Origin of the sequence: Lentzea tibetensis, assembly GCF_007845675.1 — a bacterium.
Taxonomy (GTDB): Bacteria; Actinomycetota; Actinomycetes; order Mycobacteriales; family Pseudonocardiaceae; genus Lentzea; species Lentzea tibetensis.
Genome location: NZ_VOBR01000004.1, coordinates 68,124 through 93,992, shown reverse-complemented (window position 1 = coordinate 93,992; position 25,869 = coordinate 68,124). Strand labels below are relative to the sequence as shown.

Annotated in this window: 25 protein-coding genes and 1 tRNA gene; 11 read left to right on the top strand and 15 right to left on the bottom strand. The window is 68.6% G+C overall.

Annotated elements, in window-relative coordinates; genetic code table 11:
• Window positions 1-29: 29 nt before the first annotated feature.
• A complete protein-coding gene (locus tag FKR81_RS06800) occupies window positions 30-671 on the top strand; it encodes an aminodeoxychorismate/anthranilate synthase component II (RefSeq protein WP_146350081.1) in 642 nt (213 codons plus the stop codon).
• 59 nt (window positions 672-730) lie between these two features.
• On the opposite strand, the gene pknB is transcribed toward FKR81_RS06800, so the two are convergent.
• The 7 genes from pknB to FKR81_RS06765 are packed head-to-tail and all read right to left on the bottom strand — an operon-like array spanning window position 731 to window position 10,296.
• A complete protein-coding gene (gene pknB, locus FKR81_RS06795; protein ID WP_146350080.1) occupies window positions 731-2,713 on the bottom strand; it encodes a Stk1 family PASTA domain-containing Ser/Thr kinase in 1,983 nt (660 codons plus the stop codon).
• Window positions 2,714-2,765: 52 nt separating this feature from the next.
• Window positions 2,766-4,214: a serine/threonine-protein kinase gene (locus tag FKR81_RS06790; RefSeq protein ID WP_146350079.1), complete on the bottom strand. Its 1,449-nt coding sequence runs from the start codon at window positions 4,212-4,214 to the stop codon at window positions 2,766-2,768.
• Window positions 4,214-5,686: a peptidoglycan D,D-transpeptidase FtsI family protein gene (locus FKR81_RS06785; RefSeq protein WP_146350078.1), complete on the bottom strand. Its 1,473-nt coding sequence runs from the start codon at window positions 5,684-5,686 to the stop codon at window positions 4,214-4,216. The genes FKR81_RS06790 and FKR81_RS06785 overlap by 1 nt, the downstream gene beginning before the upstream one ends.
• Window positions 5,683-7,137 carry an FtsW/RodA/SpoVE family cell cycle protein gene (locus tag FKR81_RS06780; protein ID WP_146350077.1) on the bottom strand — a complete coding sequence of 485 codons (1,455 nt, stop codon included), beginning with the start codon at window positions 7,135-7,137 and terminating at the stop codon, window positions 5,683-5,685. The genes FKR81_RS06785 and FKR81_RS06780 overlap by 4 nt, the downstream gene beginning before the upstream one ends.
• Before the next feature lie 3 nt (window positions 7,138-7,140).
• Window positions 7,141-8,550 (bottom strand): PP2C family protein-serine/threonine phosphatase, encoded by a 1,410-nt coding sequence (locus tag FKR81_RS06775; RefSeq protein WP_146350076.1) that lies wholly within the window; start codon window positions 8,548-8,550, stop codon window positions 7,141-7,143.
• Window positions 8,547-9,008, bottom strand: a complete 462-nt coding sequence (locus tag FKR81_RS06770) for an FHA domain-containing protein FhaB/FipA (RefSeq protein ID WP_146350075.1) — start codon at window positions 9,006-9,008, stop codon at window positions 8,547-8,549. The genes FKR81_RS06775 and FKR81_RS06770 overlap by 4 nt, the downstream gene beginning before the upstream one ends.
• A 49-nt stretch (window positions 9,009-9,057) precedes the next feature.
• Window positions 9,058-10,296, bottom strand: a complete 1,239-nt coding sequence (locus FKR81_RS06765) for a DUF3662 and FHA domain-containing protein (protein WP_146350074.1) — start codon at window positions 10,294-10,296, stop codon at window positions 9,058-9,060.
• A 118-nt stretch (window positions 10,297-10,414) separates the two neighbouring features.
• Here FKR81_RS06765 and FKR81_RS06760 point away from each other — a divergent pair.
• From FKR81_RS06760 to FKR81_RS06745, 4 genes are all read left to right on the top strand, one after another.
• A tRNA-Leu gene (locus FKR81_RS06760) sits at window positions 10,415-10,497 on the top strand.
• 161 nt (window positions 10,498-10,658) lie between these two features.
• Window positions 10,659-11,435 (top strand): alcohol dehydrogenase catalytic domain-containing protein, encoded by a 777-nt coding sequence (locus FKR81_RS06755; RefSeq protein ID WP_146350073.1) that lies wholly within the window; start codon window positions 10,659-10,661, stop codon window positions 11,433-11,435.
• Window positions 11,436-11,763: 328 nt separating this feature from the next.
• Window positions 11,764-12,381 carry a hypothetical protein gene (locus FKR81_RS06750; protein WP_146350072.1) on the top strand — a complete coding sequence of 206 codons (618 nt, stop codon included), beginning with the start codon at window positions 11,764-11,766 and terminating at the stop codon, window positions 12,379-12,381.
• Between the two features lie 14 nt (window positions 12,382-12,395).
• Window positions 12,396-13,049: an NAD(P)-binding oxidoreductase gene (locus FKR81_RS06745; protein WP_146350071.1), complete on the top strand. Its 654-nt coding sequence runs from the start codon at window positions 12,396-12,398 to the stop codon at window positions 13,047-13,049.
• Here FKR81_RS06745 and FKR81_RS06740 read toward each other — a convergent pair.
• Window positions 13,046-14,320 (bottom strand): D-arabinono-1,4-lactone oxidase, encoded by a 1,275-nt coding sequence (locus FKR81_RS06740; RefSeq protein ID WP_146350070.1) that lies wholly within the window; start codon window positions 14,318-14,320, stop codon window positions 13,046-13,048. The two genes, FKR81_RS06745 and FKR81_RS06740, sit on opposite strands and share 4 nt — an antisense overlap.
• Before the next feature lie 87 nt (window positions 14,321-14,407).
• On the opposite strand from FKR81_RS06740, the gene FKR81_RS06735 reads away from it, so the two are divergent.
• Entirely contained in the window at window positions 14,408-15,592 is a 1,185-nt protein-coding gene (locus tag FKR81_RS06735; protein WP_146350069.1) for an amino acid deaminase/aldolase, read from the top strand.
• On the opposite strand, the gene FKR81_RS06730 is transcribed toward FKR81_RS06735, so the two are convergent.
• Complete coding sequence (locus FKR81_RS06730) at window positions 15,589-16,203, bottom strand: TetR family transcriptional regulator (RefSeq protein WP_235921353.1); 615 nt, start codon at window positions 16,201-16,203, stop codon at window positions 15,589-15,591. The genes FKR81_RS06735 and FKR81_RS06730 overlap by 4 nt on opposite strands.
• 126 nt (window positions 16,204-16,329) lie before the next feature.
• On the opposite strand from FKR81_RS06730, the gene FKR81_RS06725 reads away from it, so the two are divergent.
• Genes FKR81_RS06725 through FKR81_RS06715 form a run of 3 tightly spaced genes read left to right on the top strand, consistent with a single transcriptional unit; the run spans window position 16,330 to window position 19,576 of the window.
• Entirely contained in the window at window positions 16,330-17,577 is a 1,248-nt protein-coding gene (locus tag FKR81_RS06725) for a GH1 family beta-glucosidase (RefSeq protein WP_146350068.1), read from the top strand.
• Window positions 17,570-18,796, top strand: coding sequence for an MFS transporter (locus tag FKR81_RS06720; protein WP_407936505.1), 1,227 nt, complete (start codon window positions 17,570-17,572; stop codon window positions 18,794-18,796). Before FKR81_RS06725 ends, FKR81_RS06720 begins: the two co-directional genes overlap by 8 nt.
• Entirely contained in the window at window positions 18,797-19,576 is a 780-nt protein-coding gene (locus FKR81_RS06715; protein ID WP_146350067.1) for an SDR family NAD(P)-dependent oxidoreductase, read from the top strand.
• A gap of 251 nt (window positions 19,577-19,827) precedes the next feature.
• Here FKR81_RS06715 and FKR81_RS06710 read toward each other — a convergent pair whose 3' ends face one another.
• Together FKR81_RS06710 and FKR81_RS06705 are read right to left on the bottom strand one after the other, a co-directional pair.
• Window positions 19,828-20,187 carry a hypothetical protein gene (locus FKR81_RS06710; RefSeq protein WP_146350382.1) on the bottom strand — a complete coding sequence of 120 codons (360 nt, stop codon included), beginning with the start codon at window positions 20,185-20,187 and terminating at the stop codon, window positions 19,828-19,830.
• Between the two features lie 14 nt (window positions 20,188-20,201).
• Complete coding sequence (locus FKR81_RS06705; RefSeq protein WP_328593129.1) at window positions 20,202-20,468, bottom strand: hypothetical protein; 267 nt, start codon at window positions 20,466-20,468, stop codon at window positions 20,202-20,204.
• Between the two features lie 216 nt (window positions 20,469-20,684).
• Between FKR81_RS06705 and FKR81_RS06700 the strand changes: the two genes are divergently transcribed.
• Together FKR81_RS06700 and FKR81_RS06695 are read left to right on the top strand one after the other, a co-directional pair.
• Window positions 20,685-22,070 carry a helix-turn-helix transcriptional regulator gene (locus FKR81_RS06700; protein WP_146350066.1) on the top strand — a complete coding sequence of 462 codons (1,386 nt, stop codon included), beginning with the start codon at window positions 20,685-20,687 and terminating at the stop codon, window positions 22,068-22,070.
• A gap of 134 nt (window positions 22,071-22,204) precedes the next feature.
• Window positions 22,205-22,486 carry a hypothetical protein gene (locus tag FKR81_RS06695; protein WP_146350065.1) on the top strand — a complete coding sequence of 94 codons (282 nt, stop codon included), beginning with the start codon at window positions 22,205-22,207 and terminating at the stop codon, window positions 22,484-22,486.
• A gap of 68 nt (window positions 22,487-22,554) precedes the next feature.
• Here FKR81_RS06695 and FKR81_RS06690 read toward each other — a convergent pair whose 3' ends face one another.
• From FKR81_RS06690 to FKR81_RS06675, 4 genes are all read right to left on the bottom strand, one after another.
• Window positions 22,555-23,574, bottom strand: coding sequence for a copper resistance D family protein (locus tag FKR81_RS06690; protein ID WP_146350064.1), 1,020 nt, complete (start codon window positions 23,572-23,574; stop codon window positions 22,555-22,557).
• 444 nt (window positions 23,575-24,018) lie between these two features.
• Window positions 24,019-24,549, bottom strand: coding sequence for a copper resistance CopC family protein (locus FKR81_RS06685; protein WP_235921352.1), 531 nt, complete (start codon window positions 24,547-24,549; stop codon window positions 24,019-24,021).
• Window positions 24,546-25,253, bottom strand: a complete 708-nt coding sequence (locus FKR81_RS06680; RefSeq protein ID WP_328593128.1) for a YcnI family protein — start codon at window positions 25,251-25,253, stop codon at window positions 24,546-24,548. Before FKR81_RS06680 ends, FKR81_RS06685 begins: the two co-directional genes overlap by 4 nt.
• A gap of 70 nt (window positions 25,254-25,323) precedes the next feature.
• Window positions 25,324-25,830 (bottom strand): hypothetical protein, encoded by a 507-nt coding sequence (locus FKR81_RS06675; protein ID WP_186762850.1) that lies wholly within the window; start codon window positions 25,828-25,830, stop codon window positions 25,324-25,326.
• Between the last annotated feature and the right edge of the window lie 39 nt (window positions 25,831-25,869).

Genomic DNA, 25,869 nt, shown 5'->3' with positions numbered 1-25,869 from the left:
CAGTGGCGGCCGCCGTCTAGGCTGACGCCATGCGCGTGCTGGTGGTCGACAACTACGACAGCTTCGTCTACAACCTGGTCCAGTACCTGGCGCAGCTCGGCGCCGAGTGCGTGGTGCGGCGCAACGACGCCGTCGAACTGGACGAGATCGACGAGTTCGGTGGCGTGCTCGTCAGCCCCGGTCCCAGCACACCGGACCGCGCGGGCAAGAGCATGGACGTCATCCGACACTGCGCGAAGGCGGGCAAGCCCGTCTTCGGCGTGTGCCTCGGCCACCAGGCCATCGGCGCGGTGTGGGGCGGCACCGTCGACCTCGCGCCGGAGTTGTTGCACGGCAAGACGAGCATCGTCCACCACAACGGCAACGGTGTGCTGAAAGGCGTGCCGGACCCGTTCACCGCGACGCGCTACCACTCGCTGACCGTGCTGCCCGAGACGATCCCGGACGAGTTCGAGGTCACCGGGCGCACCGACACCGGCATCGTGATGGCCATGCGGCACAAGGAACTTCCCGTCGAAGGCGTGCAGTTCCACCCCGAGTCGGTGCTCACCGACGGCGGGCACCGCATGCTCGCCAACTGGCTCGAGGTGTGCGGGTTCGACGTTCCGGAAGAGACGGTCGCGCACCTCGAGAACGGCATGCGCATGCTCGCCGCGGCAGCGCGTCAGTAAGCACAGCAACAAAAAAGGGGGGCGGCCCGAAGGCCGCCCCCCTTTTTCGACGAGATCGGTTACGTCGACGGCGGGATGATCCCGAACTTCCCGACGGTGATCGTGACGGCTGTCTGCTTGCCGATCGACGACCCCTTGGTCGGGTTCTGGTTGATGACCTTGCCGTTCTGAGAGTTGTCCGAGACGGCCTGGTCCTGAGAGTTGAGCTGACCGTTCCAGCCGAGGTCGGTCAGCTTCTTCTTCGCCTGCGACTCGGTGAGACCCGACAGGTCGGGCATCTCGATCTGGTTGCCCTTCGAGACGTTGATCGTCACCGCTGAGCCCTTGGCCACCCGGCCACCCGGCGGGTTCTGCGAAACGACCTGTCCGGCGGGCTTCCCGCTGTCGACCTCGTTGACGGACACCTGGAAGTCCGACAGCTTCGACTTGGCCTCGTCCTCGTCCAGGCCGACGACGTTCGGCAGCTGGACCTTCTCCGGCGCCTTGCCGAGCTGGATCTTGATCTCGGTGCCCTTGGGCTGACGCAGGCCTCCCGCGGGAACCGTGGCCGCGACCTTGCCCACCTTGGCCTCGTCGTCGACCTCGATCTGCGTCGAGTCCTGGGCGACCTTGAAGCCTTCCTTCTCCAGGATCAGCTGTGCCTCGGCGGGCGTCTTGCCCACCACGTCCGGCACCGTGACGTCGCCGGGCTTGGCGCCGACGCGGAGCTTCACCGTCGAGTTCTTGGCGACCTGCGTGCCCTCGGCCGGGTCCGAGCCGATGACCTTGCCGATGTCGTCCGGACCGCACTCGGCGCCCGTGCCGGGCGTGAGCGCGCACTCGACGTTCACCTGAGTCGGCTTCAGGCTCTTCGCGTTCAGGTCGCTGACCGCGGCGCCGTAGTCCTTGCCGCGCAGCGGAGGCACGGGGACCTTCTCACTGGAGTCGCTGCTGTTGTTCATCAGCGTGGTGGTGATCCACGCGGCGAGTGCCAGCACGGCGATGCAGAGCAGCACCACGAGGCCGATCATGAGGGCCTTCTTGCGCCTGGCGCGGCGCTCCTCTTCCTCCTCGGCCAACGGGTCGTAGTCGTCGTCCGGTTCGGAACGCAGCGACGCCGGGCGGTGCCTGCCGCCGGACACGACCTGGGTGCGGGCCTGGTTCTGCTGGTTCATGACCGCGGTGCGGTCCTCGGCCGTCATCACCGCGGGGGCGGACGGACGCTGGCCGGACAGCACGCGCACGAGGTCCGCGCGCATCTCGGCCGCGGACTGGTAGCGGTTCGCCGGACCCTTCGACATCGCCTTCAGCACGATCGCGTCGAGCTGCGGCGACACCTTCGGGTTCAGCGACGACGGAGGCTTCGGGTCCTCCCGCACGTGCTGGTACGCGACCGCGACGGGGGAGTCGCCGGTGAACGGCGGCTCGCCGGTCATCAGTTCGAACAGCACGCAGCCGGCCGCGTAGACGTCGGATCTGGCGTCGACGGACTCGCCGCGGGCCTGCTCCGGCGAGAGGTACTGGGCGGTGCCGATCACCGCGGCGGTCTGCGTGACGGCGGCCTGGCCGTCGTGCACGGCGCGCGCGATGCCGAAGTCCATCACCTTGACCGCGCCCGACTTCGTGATCATCACGTTCGCGGGCTTCACGTCGCGGTGCACGATGCCGTGGCGGTGGCTGAAGTCCAGTGCGGCCGACACGTCGGCCATGACCTCGCAGGCGCGCTTGCCGGTCAGCGGTCCCTGCGTCTTGACGATGTCGCGCAGCGTTCGTCCATCGACGAACTCCATGACGATGTAGGGCAAGGGGCCGTACTCGGTCTGCGTCTCGCCGGTGTCGTAGACGGCGACGATGGCCGGGTGGTTCAGCGCCGCCGAGTTCTGCGCCTCGCGTCGGAACCGCTCCTGGAACTGGGCGTCGCGGGCGAGGTCTGCACGCAGCACCTTGATCGCCACGTCTCTGCCCAGACGGACGTCCCGGCCCTTGTGGACCTCGGACATACCGCCGTAGCCGAGGGTTTCACCCAGTTCGTAGCGGTTGGAGAGCAGTCGCGGAGTGCTCATCGGTGCTTCGTCCCGCTCCTCGTCAACGGTGTTCCCAACTCGGTCTCGGTCATCATCGCGGTGCGCACGTCACCTTCACCTGCGTTCCGACCGCGAGGTCGCCCGTCGGGGCGATGGCAGTGACCTGACATCGCTTCAGGTCGCCGGGTGCGGTGCCCTGCTGGGTCTGCACGCGCGGCTCCAGTTCGTAGTCGGTCAGCTTCGCCTTGACCTCGTCGCCCATGAGACCGATGTAATCGTCCTCGTTGATGCGCACTGCCTTGGCGGGAATCCGATCAGCCGAATCGGATCGCGGCGACCGGCTTTCGGTCGACGGCGCACCCGCTGGCGGGTCGGACGTGTTCCCCACGACCAGCTTCCAAGCGAAGAAAATGCCAAGAGCCAGCATCAGGGCCACCAGGACAGCGACGATAACCCACTGCCCTGCCCGGTTGCGCCCCGGTGGAGGCGGCAGCGGGGGTGGTGGCCTGAAGGTACCGGTGTGAGCCGCACCGACGGGACCGGTTGGCTGCACCGGCTGGATTCCCGGCCGCGAGCCGGGGTTGATCCCCGGATGCGTGTGCGGGTTCCCCTGCGCGGGGTGCCCCATCGGCGGCGACGGTGGAATCGGCAGGGGCATCGACGGCGGTGGTGGGGACATCACCAGACCGGACGGCGTCGGCAACGGCTGGCCGACGCGCACCGCGCTGACCGCCGCCGCGAACTCGCCACCGTTGCGGTAGCGCTGCCGCGGGTCCTTCACCAGCGTCGCCTCGATCAACGCCCGCGCACCCGGCGGCACGTCCACCGGGAGCGGCGGCGCCATGTCGCGGATGTGCATCATCGCGACCGTCACCGCGTTCTCCGACAGGAACGGCCGGTGCCCGGTGAGGCACTCGTAGCCGCACACCGCGAGCGAGTACACGTCGCTCGCCGGCTCGGCCTCGTTGCCGAGCGCCTGCTCGGGTGCGATGTAGTGCGCGGTGCCCATCACCATGCCGGACCGGGTGACCGGAGCGGCGTCGGCGGCCTTCGCGATGCCGAAGTCGGTGATCTTCACCTTGCCGGACGGCGTCACCAGGATGTTGCCCGGCTTCACGTCCCGGTGCACCAGGCCGCGTTCGTGCGCGGCCTGCAACGCGTTCGCGGTCTGCTCCAGCAGGTCCAGCGTCACGTCCGCGCCGAGCCTGCCGCGCGCGATGATCCCCGCGAGCGGCTCGCCCTCGACGAGCTCCATGACGAGGTACGCGGTGTCCTCCGGCCCGTCCGGCACGGATGCCGTCTCGCCGTAGTCGTGCACCGCGGCGATGCCGGGGTGGTTCAGCGACGCGGTCATCCGCGCCTCGACGCGGAAGCGGTGCAGGAACTCGGCGTCACCGCTGAGCTCGGCCTTGAGCACCTTGACCGCGACCTTGCGGTCGAGCCTGGTGTCCGCGGCCTCCCAGACCTCGCCCATGCCGCCGACCGCGATCCGCCTGCTCAGGCGGTAGCGGTCGGCGAGGAGCTGGCCTGAAGTCAGCATCAGCGACCCGCCAGATAAGCGCCCATGACGGCACGACCGATCGGGGCGGCGACTTTGCCGCCGGTGGCACCGAGACCGCGGTCGCCGCCGTCCTCGACGAGCACCGCGATGGCGATCTTCGGGTCGTTCGCCGGGGCGAACGCCACGTACCAGGCGTGCGGGTTCGTCTGCTGCGGGTTCTCGCCGTGCTCGGCGGTACCGGTCTTCGACGCGATCTGCAGACCCTGGATCCGGCCTTCACCGCCGGTGTTCTGCTCCGACAGGATCATCATGTCGCGCAGCGTGTCCGCGTCCTTCTTGTCCATCGCGTCTTCGACCTCGTCCGGGTCGGCCTCGTCGATGGGCTCCAGTCCGGGGCCGAGGATCTTGTCCACCAGGTACGGCTTCATCCGCGTGCCGCCGTTGGCGATCGTCGCGGCGACCACGGCGTTCTGCAGCGGGGTCATCCGCACGTCGCGCTGGCCGAGACCCGTCTGGTACACCGACGGCAGGTCGGCCATGGGGCCGACGTCCGACGCCGCGACCGGCAGCGGGATCGTCTCGCCCTTCTCGCCGATGCCGAACTTCTCGGCCTGCTTGCGCAGCTTGTCCTTGCCCAGCTGGCCCGCCAGTTCCGCGAACGCCGTGTTGCACGACTTCGCGAGCGCGTTCTCCAGCGAGGTCTTCACGCCGTCGCCGCACGGGGTGTTGTTGAAGTTCTCGAGCGTCGTGTTCGTCTGCGGCAGGGTGATCTGCCGCTCGCCGGTGAACTGGTCGTCCTTGGTCTTGCCGTCCGCGAGCGCGGCCGCCGTCACCACGAGCTTGAACGTCGAGCCGGGCGGCTCGGTCGAACCCGTGGCGCGGTTGAACATCGGGTTGCCCGCGCTCTTGGCGTTGTAGTTCTCCCACGCCGCGGTCTGCTCGGCGCCGTCGTGGCTGGCGAGCGGGTTCGGGTCGTACGACGGCGTGCTCGCCATCGCCAGGATCGCGCCCGTCTTCGGGTCCATCGCGACGACGGCGCCCTTGAAGCCCTTCTGCGCGAGCTGCTGGTACGCGACCTCCTGGACCTTCGGCACGATGCTCAGCTGCACCGAGCCGCCCTCGGGGTCGCGACCGGTGATCAGCGCCGACACCCGGCGCGCGAACAGCCGGTCGTCCGAGCCGTTCAGCAGGTCGTTCTCGGTGCGCTCCAGCCCACCCGTGCCGTACGTGACGGAGAAGTAGCCGGTCACCGGCGCGTACACCGCGCCGTTCGCGTACGTGCGGAGGAACCGCAGGCGGTCCGTCGTCTCCTGCACGTTCGCGATCGTCGTGCCCTCGGAGGCGATGATCATGCCGCGCTTGCGCGAGTACTCGTCGAGCAGGACGCGCCGGTTGCGGCTGTCCTTGCGGTAGTCGTCGGCGTTGATGACCTGGACCCAGGTCGCGTTGCCCAGTAGCAACAGGATCATCGCCATCATGGCGAGACCCACGCGGCGGAGCGGTGTGTTCATTTCGGACGCTCCACCATGACAGTGTGCTGGTCGGCGATCGCCGGCTGCGGGAGCTTCGGCTTGGCGACGACCTTCGGGCCGCGCGCCGCGTCGGAGATCCGCAGCAGCAACGCCACGAGGATGTAGTTCGCCAGGAGCGACGAACCACCTGCGGACAGGAACGGTGCGGTGATACCCGTCATCGGGATCAGCTTCGTGACACCGCCGACGATGATGAAGACCTGGAAGCACACGGCGAAGGCGAGACCGCCGCCGAGCAGCTTGCCGAAGCTGTCGCGCACCGCGATGGCACTGCGCAGGCCGCGCAACGCGAAGATCATGTAGATCAGCAGGAGAGCGGCGAACCCGACGAAGCCGAGCTCCTCACCGATCACCGCGGTGATGAAGTCCGTGTTGGACTCCGGGATCATCTCCGGACGTCCGGCGCCGAGACCGGCGCCGCCGATGCCGCCCGTGCCGAGCGCGAACAGCGACTGGGCGATCTGGAACCCCGTGTCGTTGTAGTCCGCGAACGGGTCGAGCCAGTTCTGCACGCGGATCTGCACGTGGGAGAACAGCTTCCACGCGATCACCGCGCCGCCCGAGAACAGCCCGATGCCGAGCACGACCCACGCGGCCCGTTCCGTCGCCACGTAGAGCAGCACGAGCACGATGCCGAAGAACAGCAGCGAGGAGCCGAGGTCCTTCTGCAGGACCATGACGCCGACCGAGACGCCCCACGCGGCGAGCAGCGGACCGAGGTCGCGCGCACGCGGCAGGTCCATGCCGACCACTCGGCGGCCCGCCGCGGTGAACAGGTCCCGCTTCGACACCAGGAACGCGGCGAAGAACACCATCAGGAGGATCTTGGCGAACTCACCGGGCTGGATCGACAGCGGACCGACCCGCAGCCAGATCTTCGCGCCGTTGATGGTCGGCGCGATGAAGCTCGGCAGCACACCGGGCAGCAGCAGCGCGACCAGTCCGAGCAGACCGAACGTGTAGCCGTAGCGGGCCAGCGTGCGGTGGTCGGTGAGGAACTTGAGCACGGCGGCGAACATCGCCAGTGCGATCGCCGTCCAGATGACCTGCTTGAACGCCACCGGGTCCCACTTGGCGGCGTAGTCCTCCTGCGCCAGGTCGATCCGGTGGATCATCACCAGACCGAGTCCGTTGAGCAGCGCGACGCACGGCAGGATCGCCGGATCCGCGTACGGCGCCCACCTGCGCACCGCGAGGTGCGCGAGGCTGAACAGCGCGAGGTACGCGAGGCCCAGGTAGACGATGCGCATCGTCACCGCGCGCTCCTGGTTCAACTCGACCAGGATCAGCGCGAGCGTGACCAGACCTGCCGCGAACGCCAGCATCACCAGCTCGGTACCGCGCTTGGTGGGCGGCTTCAAGCCTGGCGACGTGCTGGTCGCCGCCTGAGCGACTGGCGTGCCTTCCCCGACGGGGATGGGCGAACCCATCAACTACGAACCCTCCCGGCAGTTCACGCCCGGTTGCTGGGTGGACGTGGGGAGCGGGGTCTCGCCGCTCACCGAGGGGTCCGTGGAGGGAACCACTGAGCTGGGTGACGTCGGAGACGTCGGTGACGCGGGGGGCGTGCTGGTGCTCCCCGTGCCGTTCGGCGACTTGTTGTCGCAGGTCGGCAGCAGGTGCTTGGTGCGGAGCAGCCGCACCGCGGCGCGCGCGCCCTCGAGCCCGTCGACGTCGGTGATCCGGTCCGTGACGACGTTGCGGCCGGCGGGCTGCAGGTCGTTGAGCGTGATCTCCGTGCAGCTCGTCGAGCCGCTCGGGCACGAACCCTCGACCTCGGTCTGCAGCTTGATGCCGAAGATGCTGCCGTTCACGCCGCGGAAGATCTTGATCTTGCCGTCCGGCGACGCACCGACGTAGTACTGCCGGTTGATCCACCACCGCGTCGCGAACAGGCCGCCCGCAGCGAGCAGGAGCAGCACGAGGACCACCGCGATGACCTTGATCGCGTTCTTGCGCTTGCGCGCGGGGTCCGGCTGCGGCGCGGGGGGCTCCATGCGCATCGGGGGTGGCGGGCGCGGTGACGTGATCGCACTCGCGCGAGACGCCGCCGAGTCCGGCGGCGGCTGGTGGTCCTCGCTGCCGTCACCGGCGGCACCACCGAGGATCGGGGTGTCCTCGCCGAAGTCGACGTCCTCGACGTCCGCGACGATCACCGTCACGTTGTCCGGTCCGCCGCCCTTGAGCGCGAGCTCGATCATGCGGTCGGCGCACGCCTGCGGGTCCGGGATCCGGATCGCCTCGTCGAGAGTCTCCAGGCTGACCACACCGGACAGGCCGTCCGAGCAGAGCAGGAACCGGTCACCGGCGCGTGCTTCGCGCACGGTGAGGCTCGGCTCGAAGTCGTGCCCGGTGAGCGCGCGCAGCAGGAGTGAGCGCTGCGGGTGGCTCGCCGCCTCGTCGGGCGTGATCCGGCCCTCGTCGATCAGCGACTGCACGAACGTGTCGTCGTGCGTGATCTGCGCGAACATGCTCTCCCGGAGGAGGTACGCGCGAGAGTCGCCGATGTGGACGAGGCCCAGCTTGTTGCCCGCGAACAGGACGGCGGTGAGCGTCGTGCCCATGCCCTCCAGCTCGGGGTCGCTCGCGACGAGCTCGGATATGGCGCCGTTGCCGGCACCGACCGCGTCGCGGAGCTTGCCGAGCAGATCGTCACCCGGCTCGTCGTCGTCGACGTGCGCGAGCGCGGCGATGACCACCTTGCTGGCGACCTCGCCGGCAGCATGGCCACCCATGCCGTCGGCTACCGCGAGCAGGCGGGGACCTGCGTACACGGAGTCCTGGTTGTTGTTGCGAACCAGGCCCCGGTCGCTTCGGGCCGCGTATCGAAGAACGAGGGTCATGAGCGCAGCTCGATCACCGTTTTGCCAATTCGGATCGGGGTGCCGAGCGGGACCCGGAGGGGTGCCGTGACCTTCGCCCGGTCGAGGTAAGTGCCGTTGGTGGAACCGAGGTCCTCCACGTACCAGTCGGTACCGCGCATGGACAGCCTCGCGTGCCTGGTCGACGCGAAGTCGTCGTCCAGCACGAGAGTCGAGTCGTCAGCGCGGCCGATCAGGATCGGCCGTCCGTCGAGGGAGATTCGGGTGCCCGTCAGCGCGCCGTGTGTCACGACGAGCTGGCGAGGCGCCTTGCTGCCCCCTGCCGACTTCTTCGAGTTCCTCCGGAATCCGGGTACGGAGACCCGAAGCCCGGAGGCAGCGTAGAGATCCGAGCGGACCACACGAAGGGCGGCCAGCACGAACAGCCAGAGGAGCACGAGAAAGCCCGCTCTGGTCAGCTGCATCACCAGCTCTGGCACCGGTTGTAACCGCTCCTGCCTTGAGTTGCCTACCGACGCCCGATCGACCTCAGCCCGCGGTGCGGAAGACCAGTGACGAGTGGCCGATGCGGACGACGTCGCCTTCCGCGAGCTGCCAAGTTTGCACTGGAGTGCCGTTCACCGTCGTGCCGTTGGTCGAACCGAGATCAGCGAGCATCGCACTGTGCCCGTCCCAGGTGATTTCCAGGTGCCTCCTGGAGACCCCCGTGTCGGGGAGGCGGAAGTCGGCTTCCTGCCCTCGTCCTACGACGTTTCCACCCTGCTTGAGGTTGTACGTCCGGTTGGATCCGTCATCGAGGTGCAACGTCGCGTTGAGCTGACGGTTGGCGCCCTGGGTGGCCGGAGGAGCGTATCCGCCCTGGCCATAGCCCTGGTCGTACCCCGCGCCCTGCTGACCGTAGCCCGCGCCCTGCTGACCGTAACCCTGGTCATACCCGCCCTGCTGGTACCCCTGCTGGCCGTAGCCCTGGTCGTACCCGCCCTGCTGGTAACCCTGGTCGTAGCCCTGCTGCTGGCCGGCGCCGTAGCCGCCGCCCTGCTGGCCGCCGCCGTAGCCCTGGTCGTAACCCTGCTGGCCGTAGCCCTGGTCATAACCCTGCTGGCCCTGCTGGCCGCCTGCGTAACCCTGGTCGTAGCCCTGCTGGCCGTAGCCCGGCTGACCACCCTGGCCGTAGCCCTGGTCGTAGCCCTGCTGGCCTTGCTGGCCCTGCTGGCCGTACGGGTCAGGCTGGCCGTAGCCCTGGTCGTAACCCTGGCCATAGCCGCCCTGCTGCCCATAAGGGTCCTGGCCGGGCTGGCCCTGTCCTTGTTGTCCGTAGCCGGGAGGCTGGCTCATGGATTTGTCTCCTGCGGTACTAGGTGGTGCTGACCGTCGGCTGGCTGCTTTCACGTCGGGGTCGACGGACGAGCTGGTTCGGAACTGTCCGGTGTGCAGCGCGTCGGAGCGCTCCAGGGAGACTACGACGTCACCATAGGTATCCCACCCGAACTCGGCCAGGTGCTCCTGGAGCTCCTCGGCGAGCAGCTGGGTGATGCGTAGTTCATCCTGCTCGTTCCCGGCAAGCCGATCATGATCCTGGGGGCCGAGCAGAACCTTGTAGTGGTTGGGTGCGAGCAGCCGTCCACCAGCGAGTTCGCGGATGTTGCTCTCGCTTTCCCGCTGCAACTCCTGCGCAACCTCCTGAGGCACCACGTTGCCGCCGAAGACACGTGCGAAGGAGTTGCCGACGAGACCTTCGAGTCGGCGCTCGAAGCGCTGAAGGCCCACGGTTCAACACCTCCGGTCAGGACGGTCCTGACACCGATCGTATCCGGGGTCTTCTGGGCCTACACGGGGCAATTGGAAACCCGCTCACGCACCGTGCTAGTGTTCCTCCCGTCGCCGAGGGCAAGTGGCGGAATGGCAGACGCGCACGGTTCAGGTCCGTGTGTCCGAAAGGACGTGGGGGTTCAACTCCCCCCTTGCCCACTCGATAGCAGGAGAGCCCTGTTCGCGGAATGCGCGAACAGGGCTCTCTTCGTGTGTGTCTTCTGGGGCCAAGCCCCCAGACCCCAGCCGGGGCCCCGCCCCCGGACCCCCGTAAGTTGGCCAGCCAACAGGTGATGTCTGTCACTCGATCGGGGTGCTGCATGTGGGCGATCGCGGCTGATGAGTTCGGCGGACCGGTCCGCTCGGTGGAACTTCCCGAGCCCTCGCCGGGGCCGGGGGAGCTGAAGGTCCGGGTGCTCGCGGCCGGCGTGAACCCGTTCGACCGCAAGGTCGTCGACGGGATGATGCGCGACTCGATGCCGCACGTGTTCCCGCTCGTGCCCGGAACGGACGGCGCGGGCGAGGTCGTCGGGTCCGGTGAGCGGATCTTCGGCACCTTCTTCCACAAACCGGTCGGCGTCGGCACCTTCGCCGAGTACGTCACAGTGCCCTCCACGAACGCGCTGGCGCCGTTGCCGGACGGGCTGGACCCCGTGGTGGCCGCCGCGCTGCCGACGGCAGGGATGACGGCGCTGCAGCTGTTCGACCGGCTCGGTGCCGCGGACAGCGTGCTGGTGGTCGGTGCGCGCGGTGGCGTCGGCTCGTTCCTGACGCAGCTGCTCGGCGACCGCGCGATCCCCATCGGCCGCGGCGACTCGCTCGTCGAGGCGGACGCGCTGGTGGACCTTGTGAGAGACGCGGACGGCTACGCGGCGAACCTCCCGTACGCGCGTTCGCTGGCGTTCACGACGAACTACGCCGCCGCTGATCCGGCGCAGAACTTCGGCATGAAGGGGTCCGCCGAAGCGCTGACCAGGCTCGCTTCCCTGGTGCTGGACGGAACATTGGACGTTCCGATCACTCGACGACTGTCCTTGCGCGACGCCGCGGACGTTTTCGCTGGTAGCGGCGGTGGAAAGACCGTCATCGTCATGTAGGACGCACGTCGTCCGGTCGTTCTGACGCGCTGAGCGGTCGATCACCGGTGAGCGGCGCCACTTGTTCCTACGCGTGCGGCACGCCTGAGCAACCCACTCTGAGCAGCACTTTTGGTGCCGCCGACCGGGTTAACGTCACCCGGACGGCAGCACCGTCGGACCGAACTCCCGACGGCCGCCATCGACCGGTCACCGACCGGTCTGAGCCGCCGATCGCAGGCCCCCATCCGCCCTGGGGGCACGCCGCCCGCTTCCTGGTACCCCTAATCCAGAGCACGAGTCGAAACGCGGCGGAACGCCCGTCGCGGTTGGCGAGGGAGGCCCTGGCGTGAGCAGCACCCCAGCAAGGATCGCGGTCACCGGCAGCGCTCAAGGCCTGTCGGCAACTGCTGTCCCGGTTCCGGAACTGCCTGCCTCCCCCGAGGAGCTGGCGGCCGCCGCGGCGGTCCGCCTCGGCTGGCACGGAGTCGTGCTCCCCGAGATGGTCCTCATGGGCCGCAAGGTGATCGTCGTCGCCGAGTTGCTCGCCGACGCCCACGCCGAGCGCGTCTGCGTCGGTGCGGGTCCCGAGGCCGACAAGACCACCGTCTCCACCTGGGTGTGGCCCGAGATGGAGGGTCGCGTCCCCCCGGCCGCCGTGAAGATCGTCGGTGTGCTGGCCGTCGCCCGTCATTGGCGGACCGCGCTCGCGTCCGCGGTGCCCTTCTCCCGCTACGGCAACGCTGCCGTCGTGCTCCCGTCGTCCGTCGCGTTCTCGCACGACTACCTCGCGAACTGCCTGCCCCGCGTGCGCCGCTACGGCGTCTCGGTGCTGCTGGCCGACGAGGAGACGGACCTGAGCGTCGACGTCACCGGCCGCCAGGAGAACGTGCCCGTCGAGGACACCGCGATCACCCGCTGGGTCAACGAGCTGGTTTACGAGCAGGTGCTGGCGACCGCTTCCTGACCTACGGTCGGTGCATGCGAGTAGTCATAGCCGGCGGGCACGGGCAGATCGCGCTGCTTCTCGAGCAGCTGCTGGCCACCCGTGGAGACGCGGCAACAGCGCTGGTGCGCAACCCAGATCACTTCCTCGACGTGCAGAACGCCGGAGCGGTACCGGTCCTGTGTGACCTGGAGACCTCCGATGCGGACTCCGTCGCCTCGTACCTGAACGGCGCCGACGCCGCGATCTTCGCGGCGGGCGCGGGTGCGGGAAGTGGCAACACCCGCAAGGACACCGTCGACTTCGGCGCTTCGGCCCTCTTCGCTTCGGCGGCCGTCGCGGCCGGAGTGCGGCGCCTCATCCAGGTGAGCACGGTGGGCATCGAGCTCGCGGACTCGCCGACGATGGATCCCGAGTTCGCCGTCTACCTCCGCGCCAAGGGCGCCGCCGAGGAAGACCTGAAGTCGCGCGACCTGGACTGGACGATCCTGCGACCAGGCCCGCTGACCAACGATCAGCCAACGGGCCTGGTCGCGCTCGAACCGAAGCTTCCCCGAGCCTCGGTGAGTCGCGCGGACGTGGCGGGTGTGCTCGTCGCACTGCTCGACGAGCCGCGCACGTCCGGGATGACGCTGGAACTCACGTCCGGCGACACCCCGGTGGTTCAAGCGGTCCGCGCGGTTCTCTAACCGAGTACTCGGTCCAGGTAGGCGTTGGAGAAGGTGCGTCCGGGATCGACCTCGTCCCGGACGCGCAGGAAGTCGTCGAAGTGCGGGTACAGCGGCCGCAGCTCGTCGGCGGTGAGGTTGTGCATCTTGCCCCAGTGCGGGCGGCCACCCACCGACGCCGCGATGCTCGCGTAGGTGTCGAAGAACTCGTGGTAGCCCATGCCGAGCGCCTGGTGCATCGAGATGTACGCGGTGTCGCGGCCCTGCGCGGTCGACAGCCAGATGTCGTCCGCCTGCGCGATCCGCACCTCGCACGGCACGATCAGCGCGTCGCGCACCCGAGCGGCCGCGGCGCGCAGCTCCGCGATGACGTCCATCAGCGACGAGCGGGGGATCGCGAACTCGGTCTCGACGAACTTCACCCGCCGCGGCGTCACGAAGACGTTGTGGGAGTAGTCCGAGTAGGACCGTTCGGAGACGAGCGCACCGCAGATCTCGTTGAGCCGCCTGGTCGAGTTCGGGAACCGCTTGGCGACCTGGCACACCGCGCCGAACGCCGCGTTCTCGAAGACCTCGTACTCGTAGAACTGCCGGAACTTCGACAGCGGCTTCGCGGGCTCGTCGATCCGGTTGTTCCGCTTGAGGATCACCCGGTCGCTGTGGGTGAACCAGTGGAACTCGACGTGGTCCTCGATCGCGCAGAGGTCGTCGAACTCCTCCAGCACCGCGTCCAGCCGGCCAGGTCCCTCGGACGCGCGCAGCACGAACGACGGCACGCAGCGCAGCGTCAACGTGCTGATCACGCCCAGCGCGCCGAGCCCGACGCGCGCGGCGTTGAACAGGTCGGGTCGCTCGGAAGCCGAGCAGTTCACCACCGAGCCGTCCGCGAGCACCAGTTCCATCGACTCGATGAACGTCGCCAGCACGCCGAGCTTGCCGCCCGTTCCGTGCGTCGACGTCGACACCGCGCCCGCGATGGTCTGCGCGTCGATGTCGCCGAGGTTCGGCATCGCGAGGCCCAGCCGGTGCAGGTCGGGGTTCAGCTGGTGCAGCGGCGTGCCGGACCGGACGGTCACCAGACCGGTCTCGGTGTCCGCGCGGACGATGCCGGTCCACCGGTCGAGGTCCATCGCGACCTCGGGTGCGACGGCGATGTCGTTGAAGGAGTGACCGCTGCCGCGAGCGCGGACTCGACCAGCGGACGTGACCGCCGCCGCGATCTCATCTGTGCTGGCTGGGTGCACCACCCGCACCGGGTTGGCCGTGGCCGTGCGCGCCCAGTTCGTCCACACGCGAACCTCCTAGGGAGTGTGACCCATTGCACGCAACGTAGGTGAAAGCTATTCACATTTCAAGGTCTGAAGACGTACCGTGACCCCATGCGCCGAACTCGACTCGACACCGCGACGAAGGAATTCGACCCTCCGTTCGCGGTTGTCGACCTGGACGCCTTCGACCGCAACGCGACGGACCTCGCCCGCCGCGCTGCCGGCAAGCCCATCCGGGTCGCCAGCAAGTCGATTCGAGTTCGGCGCTTGCTCGACCGGGTGATTGAACGCCCTGGTTATGCGGGTGTCATGTGCTACTCGCTCGCCGAGGCGCTGTGGCTCAGCGACCAGGACACGAGCGAAGACCTGCTGGTCGCGTACCCGACGGTCGACCACGCCGCACTGCGCGAGCTGGCCAGGAACGACGTGGCCCGCGCCCGGATCACCATCATGATCGACTCGACCGAGCACCTCGACCTGGTCGACGCCGCGCTCGGCGCGCACCACCCGGACATCCGGGTGTGTCTGGAACTGGACGTCTCCTGGCGGCCGCTGCCGTTCGTGCACATCGGGCCGCGGCGCAGCCCCATCCACACCGCGGCCGAGGCGGGAACGTTCGCCGCGCGCGTCGTGAAGCGCGCCGGGTTCAAGCTCGTCGGCGTCATGGCCTACGAGGGACAGATCGCCGGACTCGGCGACAACCCGCCAGGACAACCCGTTCGAGCGGCCGCCATTCGTGTGATTCAGCGGAAGTCCGGCCCCGAGCTGGTCGAGCGGCGCACCGCTGCCGTCCGCGCCATCAGCCGCGTCGCCGACCTCGAGTTCGTGAACGGCGGCGGCACCGGCAGCCTCGAGCTGACCGGGAGCGACCCGTCGGTGACCGAGCTGGCCGCCGGGTCGGGGCTCATCGGCCCGACTCTGTTCGACGCCTATCAGAAGTTCCACCCCGAGCACGCGGCGCTGTTCGCGTTGCCGGTGGTGCGCAGGCCCGGACCCGACACCGCGACGCTCTACTCCGGTGGTTACATCGCGTCCGGCACGCCGACCGCCGACCGCCAGCCGAGCCCGTACCTGCCGGAGGGTCTCAAGATCCTGGCGCTGGAAGGCGCAGGAGAGGTGCAGACGCCGGTCGTCGGCAAGGCGGCCGACTCGTTGCGGCTGGGGGACCGGGTGTGGATGCGGCACGCCAAGGCGGGTGAGCTGTTCGAGCGCTTCAACGAGGTGCACCTCGTGCGCGGCGACGTCGTCGAGCAGACCGTCCCCACCTACCGCGGGGAAGGCAAGAACTTCGGCTAGCTCGGCAGCCTGGACGACAGGTAGCCCCTGACCAGTGCCTTCGCTTCGGCCAGCACGCGCGGCTCGCCGTTGGGCTCGATGCGGAACGCGAGCTTCAGCACCGCGTCGGCCGCCTCGACGGCGATCGCGATCGGCAGCTGGACCTCGTCCATCGGGATGCCGAAGTTCGCCGAGATGAGCTCGGAGATGCGGTCGGAGATGACGGCGTTGTTGTCCCGGCGGTCGTCCAGCAGGCGCATGTCCACGACGTCACCGAAGTGGAGCTTGCCGAAGCCCGGGATCTCGCGGTGCATCGCGACGAACAGGTCGAAGATCGTGTCGACCGCGTCCCACCAGTGCTCGAGCGTCGTCGTCGCCAGCTTCTCCGTGATGCCCTGTGAGAATCTGTCGACGTTTCGCAAGGTCAGGGCCTGTACGACCGCCCGCTTGTCCGGGAAGAACTGGTACAGCGAGCCGACCGCGACACCGGCACGTTCGGCGATGAGCGTGGTGGTCACCCCGTCGTATCCCACTTCGTCGATCAGCGAAGCGCATGCCTCGAGCATTCGCTCGACGCGTTTGGCGCTGCGCTGCTGGACCGGTTGGCGGCGAAGTGGGGTACTGCTGGTCACGGCGACTCCAACGAGCTCGGGGCTTCCATCTTGCCTGCTCCGGCTGCGATTCACTTCCTTGTGAGGCGCAACACGCCTACGATCCGAATGCGATTCATGTTTCAGGCCGTGAGAAAGAGGCGCCTCATGACCGACTTCCTCTGGGGAGTGTCCACCTCCGCGTTCCAGATCGAAGGCGCATTAGGCGAAGACGGCCGCGGGCCGTCTGTCTGGGACAACTTCCGCAACGTGCACGCCGGGCAGACCGCCGAGGTGGCCTGCGACCACTACCACCGGTGGCGCGAGGACGTGGCGCTGATGACCCAGCTCGGGGTCAACGCCTACCGATTCTCTGTCTCTTGGACTCGGGTCCAGCCCACGGGCAAGGGACCGGTCAACACCGAGGGACTCGACTTCTACGACCGGCTCGTCGACGCGCTCGTCGACGTCGACATCGCACCGGTCGTCACGCTCTACCACTGGGACACGCCGCAACCGCTCGAGGACGAGGGCGGCTGGCTGAACAGGGACATCGTCGAGCGGTTCGCCGAGTACACGGCGATCGTGGCCGACCGGCTGGCCGACCGGGTCAAGCTGTGGATCCCGATCAACGAGCCGGCGATGGTGACGCTGCTCGGCTACGCCACCGGCCAGCACGCGCCGGGCAAGCAGCTGCTGTTCGACGCGCTGCCCACCGCGCACCACCTCAACCTCGCGCACGGCATGTCCGTGCAGGCGCTGCGCGCGGCCGGCGCGAACCAGGTCGGCACGGCCAACAACCACACGCCCGCGTGGACGCTGAACCCCGAAGACGCCGAGGCGGCCGGTGCGTACAGCGCCATCCACAACTGGCTGTACGCGGACCCGATGCTCGCGGGCAGGTACCCGGACGAGCTCGCCGAACTGATGCCGATCGTCGACGGCGACCTCGAGAACATCAAGCAGCCCTTGGACTTCTACGGCGTCAACTACTACAACCCGACGCAGCTCACGTCGCCGTCCGACGGCAACCCGCTGCCGTTCGAGCTGGTCGACATCGACGACTACCCGAGGACGGGCTTCGGCTGGCCGATCGTCCCCGACGGCCTGCGTCAGATGATCAGCGAGCTGCGCGAGCGGTATCCGGACCTGCCGCCCGTCTACATCACCGAGAGCGGCTGCAGCTTCCCGCACGTCGTCGAGGACAGCGCGCGCATCGAGTACCTCGACGGCCACATCAAGGCCGCGCTCGAGTCGGACGTGCAGGGCTTCTTCGTCTGGTCGCTCATCGACAACTTCGAATGGGACTCGGGGTACTCGCAGCGCTTCGGCCTCGTCCACGTCGACTACGAGACGCAGCGCCGCACACCGCGCGACTCGTTCCACTGGTACCGCAGGGTGATCAGCGGTGAGTGAGACGCAGACGAGAGGCGAGGGGTTCGCCGAACCGGTCGTCCCGGTCCGCCGCGGGTGGATGGCGTGGCTGTTCTTCGCGAACCTCGGTCTCTGGCTCGCGATCTACGCGCCGATCCAGGTGCTGCTGCCGCAACAGGCCGAACTGTTCGACCGGGCCAACAAGGAGTTGGTCTTCGGCCTGGTCACGGGCGTCGGCGCGGCCGTGTCGATGTTCGTCGTTCCCCTGATCGGTTTCCTCTCCGACCGCACCACGTCCCGCTTCGGCCGTCGCCACCCGTGGACGCTCGGCGGTGCGCTGATCGGCGCGGCCGGGCTCGGCGTGCTGGCCACCGCAGGGAACATCACCGTGATGACCATCGGCTGGTGCCTCGTGCAGGCGGGCATCGGCGGCATGCTCGCCGCGCTGACCTCCGCGGTGCCGGACCGGGTGCCCGTTCCGCAACGAGCCCAGGTCGGCGGCCTGATCGGCATCAGCCAGATGCTCGGCACCGTGCTCGGCGCGGTCGTGGTGACGTTGCTGGTGAGCGGGATCTTTTCGGGCTACGTCGCGTGCGCGCTGATCGTCGTCACCGGTGCGCTCTTGTTCGTGCTCCGCACCCCGGACACGCAGATCGCCGTTCGTCCGGTGAAGCCGACGTTCTGGATCTCGCCGAAGGAGAACGCGGACTTCGTGTGGGCGTGGGGCGCCCACCTCATGATCAACATGGGCAACGCGTTCGGGACGCTGTACCTCCTCTACTTCCTCAGCGACTACGTGCACCACGAGAGTCCTGAGGACGGTCTGCTGCTGCTGATGTTGTTCTACGGGGTGGCACTCGCCGCAGGAGCGGTGCTGTTCGGCGCACGATCGGACAAAACCGGGCGCCGCAAGCCGTACGTGCACCTCGCCGCTGGTGTGATGGCCGTCGCAGCGCTGCTGCTCGCCATCTGGCCGACCTGGACGGCCGCGCTCATCGCCGCACCGCTGCTCGGCGTCGGCTTCGGCACGTACTGGGCGGTGGCGATCGCGATCCTGACCCAGGTGCTACCCGCGGCCGAGGACCGGGCCAAGGACCTCGGCGTGCTGAACGTCGCGAACGCGCTTCCGCAGGTGATCGCCCCTGTGCTGACGACGTTGATCTTGGCGAACCTCGGCGGCTACCGCGGTTTGTTCACGGTCTCCGCATGCGCCACCTTGGTGGCGGCGGTGTTGATTTCGCGAGTGAGATCGGTGGTCTAGATGCGGTTGGCAGGTAAGCGGGTCCTCGTCACGGGGGCTTCGCAGGGGATCGGCGCGGCCGCAGCTTCGCGCTACGCCGAACGTGGCGCCCACGTCCTCCTTGTGGCCCGCAGCGCCGAAGGGCTGAAGCGACAGGTCGAACGGATCACCGAGTTCGGCGGAAGTGCCGAGGCGATCACCGCGGATCTCGCGAACGCCGACGAGATCCGTTCACTCGGCGAGAGCGTCGAAGCGCCCGATGTGCTGGTCAACAACGCGGGAATCGGGCGCTGGCTGTTCCTCGACGACACGTCGCCCGACGAGCTCCAGCAGATGACCGCCGTGCCGTACCAGGCGGCCTTGTTGCTGACCAGGGCGTTCCTCGGTGACATGCGCGAGCGCGGTTCCGGCTGGATCGTCAACGTCAACTCACCGGTGTCGCGGCTGCCCATCCCCGGTGCGACCGGGTACGCATCGGCCCGCTGGGCGTTGCGCGGACTGACCGCGTCACTGCGGCTCGACCTGCGGGGAACGGGCGTGGGGATCAGCGAGGTCGTGCCGGGCAAGGTGTCCAGCCAGTACTTCGAGAACAACCCCGGTGCCGAAGAGCGGATCCCGCGGATCGCGAAGCTGATCCCGACGGTGACCCCGGACCGCGTCGCCGACGCGATGGTGGCGGCGGTCGAGAAGGAGAAGGCCGAGATCCACCTGCCGTGGCAGCTCAAGGCGTTCGAGCTGAGCGGCCGCATCTTCCCCGGTCTCACGTCCTATCTGACGTGGAAGACGGGTACGCACCGCTGACGTGGAAACGGCCCCCTTGCCTGCGCGGGAGGTGCAGACAAGGAGGCCGATGTTGGTGACCGCGGACCAGCGCCGGTCGGGGAGGGAAGGTGCACGACACCGGTCCGCGGAAATCTGTGGAGTTGTAGTTGAGGCCGGCGGTCCGTGACGTCGCGGTCGGGGGTTCGCCCGTCCCGGACCGCCGGCCATCAGGCGGTTTGCTCTTACCTGGTCGTGTCGGGGGAACGCCAGGTCATCGCGCAAACAGCCCGCTAGTGGGCTCGAGCCACCGCGCGGCGGCTCCTGGTGACAGGAGGGGTCACCGGAGCTGCGCGCAGGTGGCGAGCCGGGCGCGGGGCGAGCCCGCCCGCAACCAGGTGTTCGTACGCGGCGCGCCACACCGAGCAAGGTGACTTCTGCTGGCGCCAACGGCCGGAACATTCAGGGCAGTTGCCCTTCTCGTCCGGCTCGTGCGCTGCCAGCAGAGCACGCCATCCCTCGGTCAGCCGAGGGAGCTCGGATCGAGCCACCGACAGGAGGGACGGGGCGTCAGCGCGGTTGGCCAGCTCCGTGAGCAGGTCCAGCCGCTCCCACACCGCGTTGCGAAGAACTTGTCCGAGGATCTCGTCCATCCGAAACGTCACCGTCACCTTTCCGCCTGGTCGGCGGCTTCGCGTAGCGCAGCCCTGAGCTGTACGAGCTGGTCGTACGAGAGCACTGCCGTCTCGCCGGGAGGACCGACCAGGACAACTCGTCCCCGGTCCACCGTGACGGTGAGGCAGCGGTCCCGATCGACCACGTCGCCGCAGCTGATCTGCCACGAACGTCGTTGCCCGGTCGTGCCGCGCCATGTGGTGTCGGTGTCACCCGACTCCACAATGGAGGTGGAGTACGAGGAGGAACTCAGGTCCACGTTCGGTCGTTCCTCTCCGTGCTCACTCGCTTACCGGAATCTAGATTGCGATGATTCATGCCGGATGTGGACGTCACAGCGCTGACCGGTGGGAGTCTTACGGTGAGCGGTAAGCAGTGTTCGGCAGGGCCGATCAGCTCCGCCGAAGAGACTTCTCGGGCTCGGGGAAATGCCCCTAGTCTGCCGTTGACGCCCAACGGACTGTGAGGGTGCGCGATGAACACCATGGGTTCCCAGGGCTCTCCTATCCCCGCCGAAGTGTGGGATCAGCAGGAGATGCGGGACGCGTTGGCTCGGCGAGAGATCAGCTCGGTCTACCGGCTGCTCCGACGGCACGGCGTGTCCCAGCGCCAGATCGCGGCGCTCACCGGGCAATCGCAGTCTGAGGTCTCAGAGATCCTCAAGGGTCGTCAGGTCATGGCCTACGACGTCCTGACGAGGATCGCCTGCGGCTTGGGTGTCCCACGTGGATACATGGGTCTCGCCTACGACGAGACAACGGCAGTGAGGGTGGCCGCAACCGCGGACACACCCCATCCTGAGGAGGACGAGTCGGTGAAGCGTCGGAAGTTCCTCGCGCACGCCGCCGCCGTGACAGTCGGCGCGGCCGTGCTCGGTACGGACTCCGGGTCGTGGGTTTCTCACCCCACACAGACTCCGGCTCCAGGACGTATCGGCATGACCGATGTGCGGCAGGTGGAGGCGGCTACCCGCGCCCTGCGTGCTCTGGACTACCAGTACGGCGGCGGCTCGTGCCGCGACGCCGTCGTCGCACAGCTGTCCTGGGGACAGCAGATGCTCGGCGCGAACTCGACCGACCTGGTCAAGGACCGGCTCTTCGTCGCGCTGGCTGACCTGCACAACCTGGCCGGATGGACCTCGTTCGACACCGGACTGATGGACTCGGCCCGCAACCACTTCGGCCAGGCGCTCGACCTCGCCAAGCAGGGCAAGAACGAAGCTCTCGTCGCGAACATCCTGTACCGGATGGGCCGCGTGTACTTGCACCAGAACGCGCCGGACGACGCGCTCAAGGTGTTCCAGCTGGGTCAGCTCGCCGCGCAGAACTCGGGTTCCGAGCTCGCCGTCGGCATCCTCTGCGCCAACGAGGCCTGGGCCTACGCGAAGATGGGCTCCGACGAGCAGGCGCTCAAGCTGCTCGGCCGCGCGCGGGACGAGTTCTCCCGCGCCAACATCACCGAGGCCCCGGCGTGGGCGAAGTTCTTCAACGAGATCGACCTGTCGTCGATGGTCGGCACGGTGCACACCGAGCTGGCGCAGACGGTCGACGCGAAGAAGTACACCCGCACCGCCATCCCCGCGCTGACCAAGGCGATCAACGGGTTCGGCGAGGACATGAGCCGCAACCGCACGTTCAACCTCACCTCGCTGTCCATCAACCACCTGCTGGAGGGTGACATCGACCACGGAGCGAAGGTCGGCCGCCAGGCGGTCGAGATGTCCGAGGGCCTCAAGTCGATCCGCACCAAGGACCGCATGAAGCCGCTGCTGCACGAGGCCGAGAAGCGGCGCAACAACCCAGACGCACGCGAGCTGGCAGACCGTCTCGCCCGCTTCACCGGAGCCGACTCGGCCGCCTGATAGCAGCCCGATCGGATGGTGCGGGACACGAACCGGTAACGCTGGACGCTTCGAACACGAATGGACCATCGACGGGCGCGGACATCCGCGCCTAGGGTGCCGGGTGTTTCGGGGCGAACAGCGAGGTGCGGCGCGTGATCTTGACACGGAGGTGGCGGTCCCGCCGGGCTTTGCGCTCCGCGCAGCTGCTCGACGAGGTCGTGGACACGCAGCTCCCGCTGCTCGCGGCGTTCGACGAGGAACGGCGCCGCCGCTCGGCCGACTACCTCGCCGAGCTCGTCGCACTGGCGCAGGACTACCGGTACTACGCGAACGGCTGGATCGACAGCCGCGAGCTGGACCGCCGCGGCCAGCGGGCGATGAACCGCCTCGCCAGGATGCGGGACGAATCTTCAGCGCGACTGATCGCCGACTAGCTCGTTGGGCGCAGCTCGTCGCGCCGATCGATCCACTCGCCGAGTGTGCGGATGTTTCACGTTGAACATCAACTGACCGGCGCGCGGGACAGCACCACCGCGAGCCCGAACGCCACACCCATGATCGCCACCTCGACGGAAGCCCAGGTCACGACCGCCGTCGTCTGGTGCTTCTCGATCTGCGGCAGCAACCGCCACCGCACGTTCGCGCCCAGCAGCGCGATCGCGCCCGCGCACAGCGCCTTCCCGACGAACACCAGCCCGTAGCCCGTCGTGAAGAGCGAGCCGGGCAGCTCGTGCACCGGGCTGAGGCCCAGCTCCAGCAACCCGTTGAACAGGCCGGTCGCGGTGACGACGATCAGGCTGATCGTGGCGACCTTCGAGAACCTCGGCAGCGCCGCCGCCAGCAGTCCCTTGCGGAACGCGACCAGCGTGATGATCGCCGCCAGCCCGCCGGTCCACGCCGCAGCGCCCAGCACGTGCAGCTCCATGGAGACCATCGAGTAGTCGTGGTACTTCCAGTTCGACGCGTGCCCGGTGACCGGGATCGGCAGCAGTCCGAACATCGAGACCAGAATCCGCAGCTCAGCGGGTACGGACTCGCCGCTGCGCACCGCCATGATCCCGATGAGCACGTAGACCAGCGCGCACCCGGCGCTGAACAGCAGCCCCTTGCCCGCGCCGACGGTGAGGACGTAGTTCCACACCGACTCGACCGTCACCGGCGCGCCCGGCCGGATCTCCGCCGCCTGCAGGACGATCGCCATCAGCGCCGCGAGCACCCACACCGCGGCCGCGACCACGGCGGCAGGCCGTGCGATGCGCATGACCGGCTCGGTGTGCGTCGGCCGGTCGAAGCCCAGCAACTTCGGCAGGAGCGACAGGCCGACCACGGCCGTCGCCGCGATGTCCAGCAGCACCCTGACCGCGGGAATCCCGTACCGGACCGCCGCATCCGGCTCGGCCACACCCGCCACCGGGGCGGGCTGGGCGACGATCAGGCCCGCGAGCACGCCGGCTGCCGCTCCCAGCAGCAGACCGGCGAGCACGGTGAACCTGACGGGCGTGGCGGCCCGGATCTGGGTCATCTCTGCAGGCCTCCGCGATCGTGATCAGCACTCGTTCGCAGACCAGTGACTGTCCGCAGACCAACTGTCCACAGGCCCGCAGTTGTCCACAAGCCCGCAGCGGATGCCCCAGAACTGTCGGTGCTCAGCGATACGCTGGAACCGGGGGGCGCCCCCGCGACCTGGGGTTTGTTCACTCGTAGGCGTCCGCACACTCGAGCCAGGGGCGCGACGGCCAGGCCTTTGTGCGCTCGCGCTTGAGACGCAATTGCCCGGCCTTCGCGATCCCGGCCCGCAGTTGTCCACAGGGCCGCAGTTGTCCACAGACCCGCCGCAGGGCGCCCGAAAACGTCGGTCCTCGCCGATACGCTGGAACCGGGGGGCGCCCCCGTGGGCCTGAAGATCATGATGCTGCCGACCGTACGGCGCGTGCCGTCGCGGAGCAGCCCATTTCCGCGGAGCGGCTCATTTCTGAGCGCCCCCGCCGCGCAGCGCGAACCACACGCCACCGCCGAGCAGCACGACCGCACCGGCGATCCACGGCCAGATCGGCATCCCGCCCTCGTCCGCGGGCGTGAGCGGCGCCGCCGACTGGTTCTCGGGAGCCTTGGTCGCGGTACCGGTGCCCGCCTTGGTCAGCGTGAACGTCAGCGAGCCGCTCACCGGGTGCCCGTCAGCCGACAGGATCCGGTAGCCGACGGTGTACTCACCGGCCGCGCCCAGCGCGTTGACCTGCGCGGTCACCACGTTGCTGCTCACCGTCGGCGCGCCGGCGACCTCGTAGTGGCCGCCGCTGCCGTCGGTGACGCTGACGGTGTTGATGCCCTCGCCGCCCTGCACGGGCTGGTCGAACGTCAGCGTGACGGTCGTCGGCCCGGCGTCGAGCGAGGACTTCTCCTTCGGGTCACTGCTGACCAGCACGTTGTGGGCCGCCGCAGGGGCGGCCATGCCGAGCATGGCCGCACCCACGAACAACGCCACGATCAGGCGCTTCACGCGGACTTCTTCCTGGAACGCAGCACCGCACCGGCCCCGAAGCCGAGACCGAGCGCGCCGACCGCGAGACCGGCGCCGCCCAGGTAACGGGCGGTGGAGTCAGCGGTCTTGGCCTCGGCGGTGGTGGCGTGGTCCGACGACGCCGAAGCGGTGCCGTGGGCGTCCGCACCAGCGGGCTTGTCCTTCAGCTTCAGCACCGGCGCTGGACGCTCGGGCTCGTCGGCACCTTCAGCGGCAGGCGGGGCGGCCCAGTCGACGACCTCGCCGTTCTCGTACGTCTGCTTGGTCGCCAAGATCAGCTTGTCCGTGTTGTCCGGCAGCGGGCCGACCGAGATGAAGAACTCCTGGTACTCGGTGGTCCCGATCTTCGTGCCGGGCTCCGCGGTCCAGGTGACCGACTTGGCGGCCTCCTTGATCTCGGTGCCGTGGTTCATGATCGGCTTGTCGAGCGGGCCCTTGACGACCTCGGCCTTCCAGCCGGGCAGCGGCTTGGTGCGCACGGACGCCAGCGGGTGATCCGCGGGCAGCGTCACCTCGATCTTCACCGTGCCCGCGTTCGGGCGCTCGTTCGGGACGCGGAACGCGAACGCGCCGTACCCGCCCTTGGTGAACTCGGCCGGCTGGGCCGTGACGTGCGCCGATGCGGTGCCGGGCAGGGTGAGCACGGCGATTCCGGCAGCGGCGAAGACGGCGAGCGTGCGCACGCCAAATCGATTTGTCGACATGAAGTTGTGTCTCCTGATTGCCTTCGGGGTTGCGGGGATGTCGAGGCGATCAGGACACAGGGGGACCACGGGTGCCGTGCGCCTTCGTGCGCAGCACCGGGGGCAACGCCACGGGTGCCGCGACGGGCACGAGCAGGGGCGCGGTGGCGGGCATCGGCGTGAACGGGCGGGGGACCAACCGTGTCACGGCCGCCACCAGGGAGAACACGGCGTTCTCCGCGTGGAAGAGCAGGATGCCGGTGAGGATCGCGGCGACCACGTGCGCGGCCACCATCTGCGCGGTGAGCGTCGACGTGTGGACGTGGTCGACCCAGGTCAGCAGCAGGTGCTGCGCGAACTGGGAGACGCCGAGCGCCGCGATCACGGAGAGCTTTCCGCTCCTGCGGTCGGCCAGTGACGCCGCCGCACCCGCGATCAGCACCACCAGCGGGACCACTTCGATGAACTCCGACAGGCTGCCGCCGCCCGCGCCGTGCGCGGCGATGGTGAGCGCTCCGGATGTCACGGCCAGGACAGCACCGCGCAGCGCGCGGGTGTGCGTCGGCCGTTTGTTCACGCCGGTGAGGGTAATTGGCGGAGTTTGCACTTGGCTACG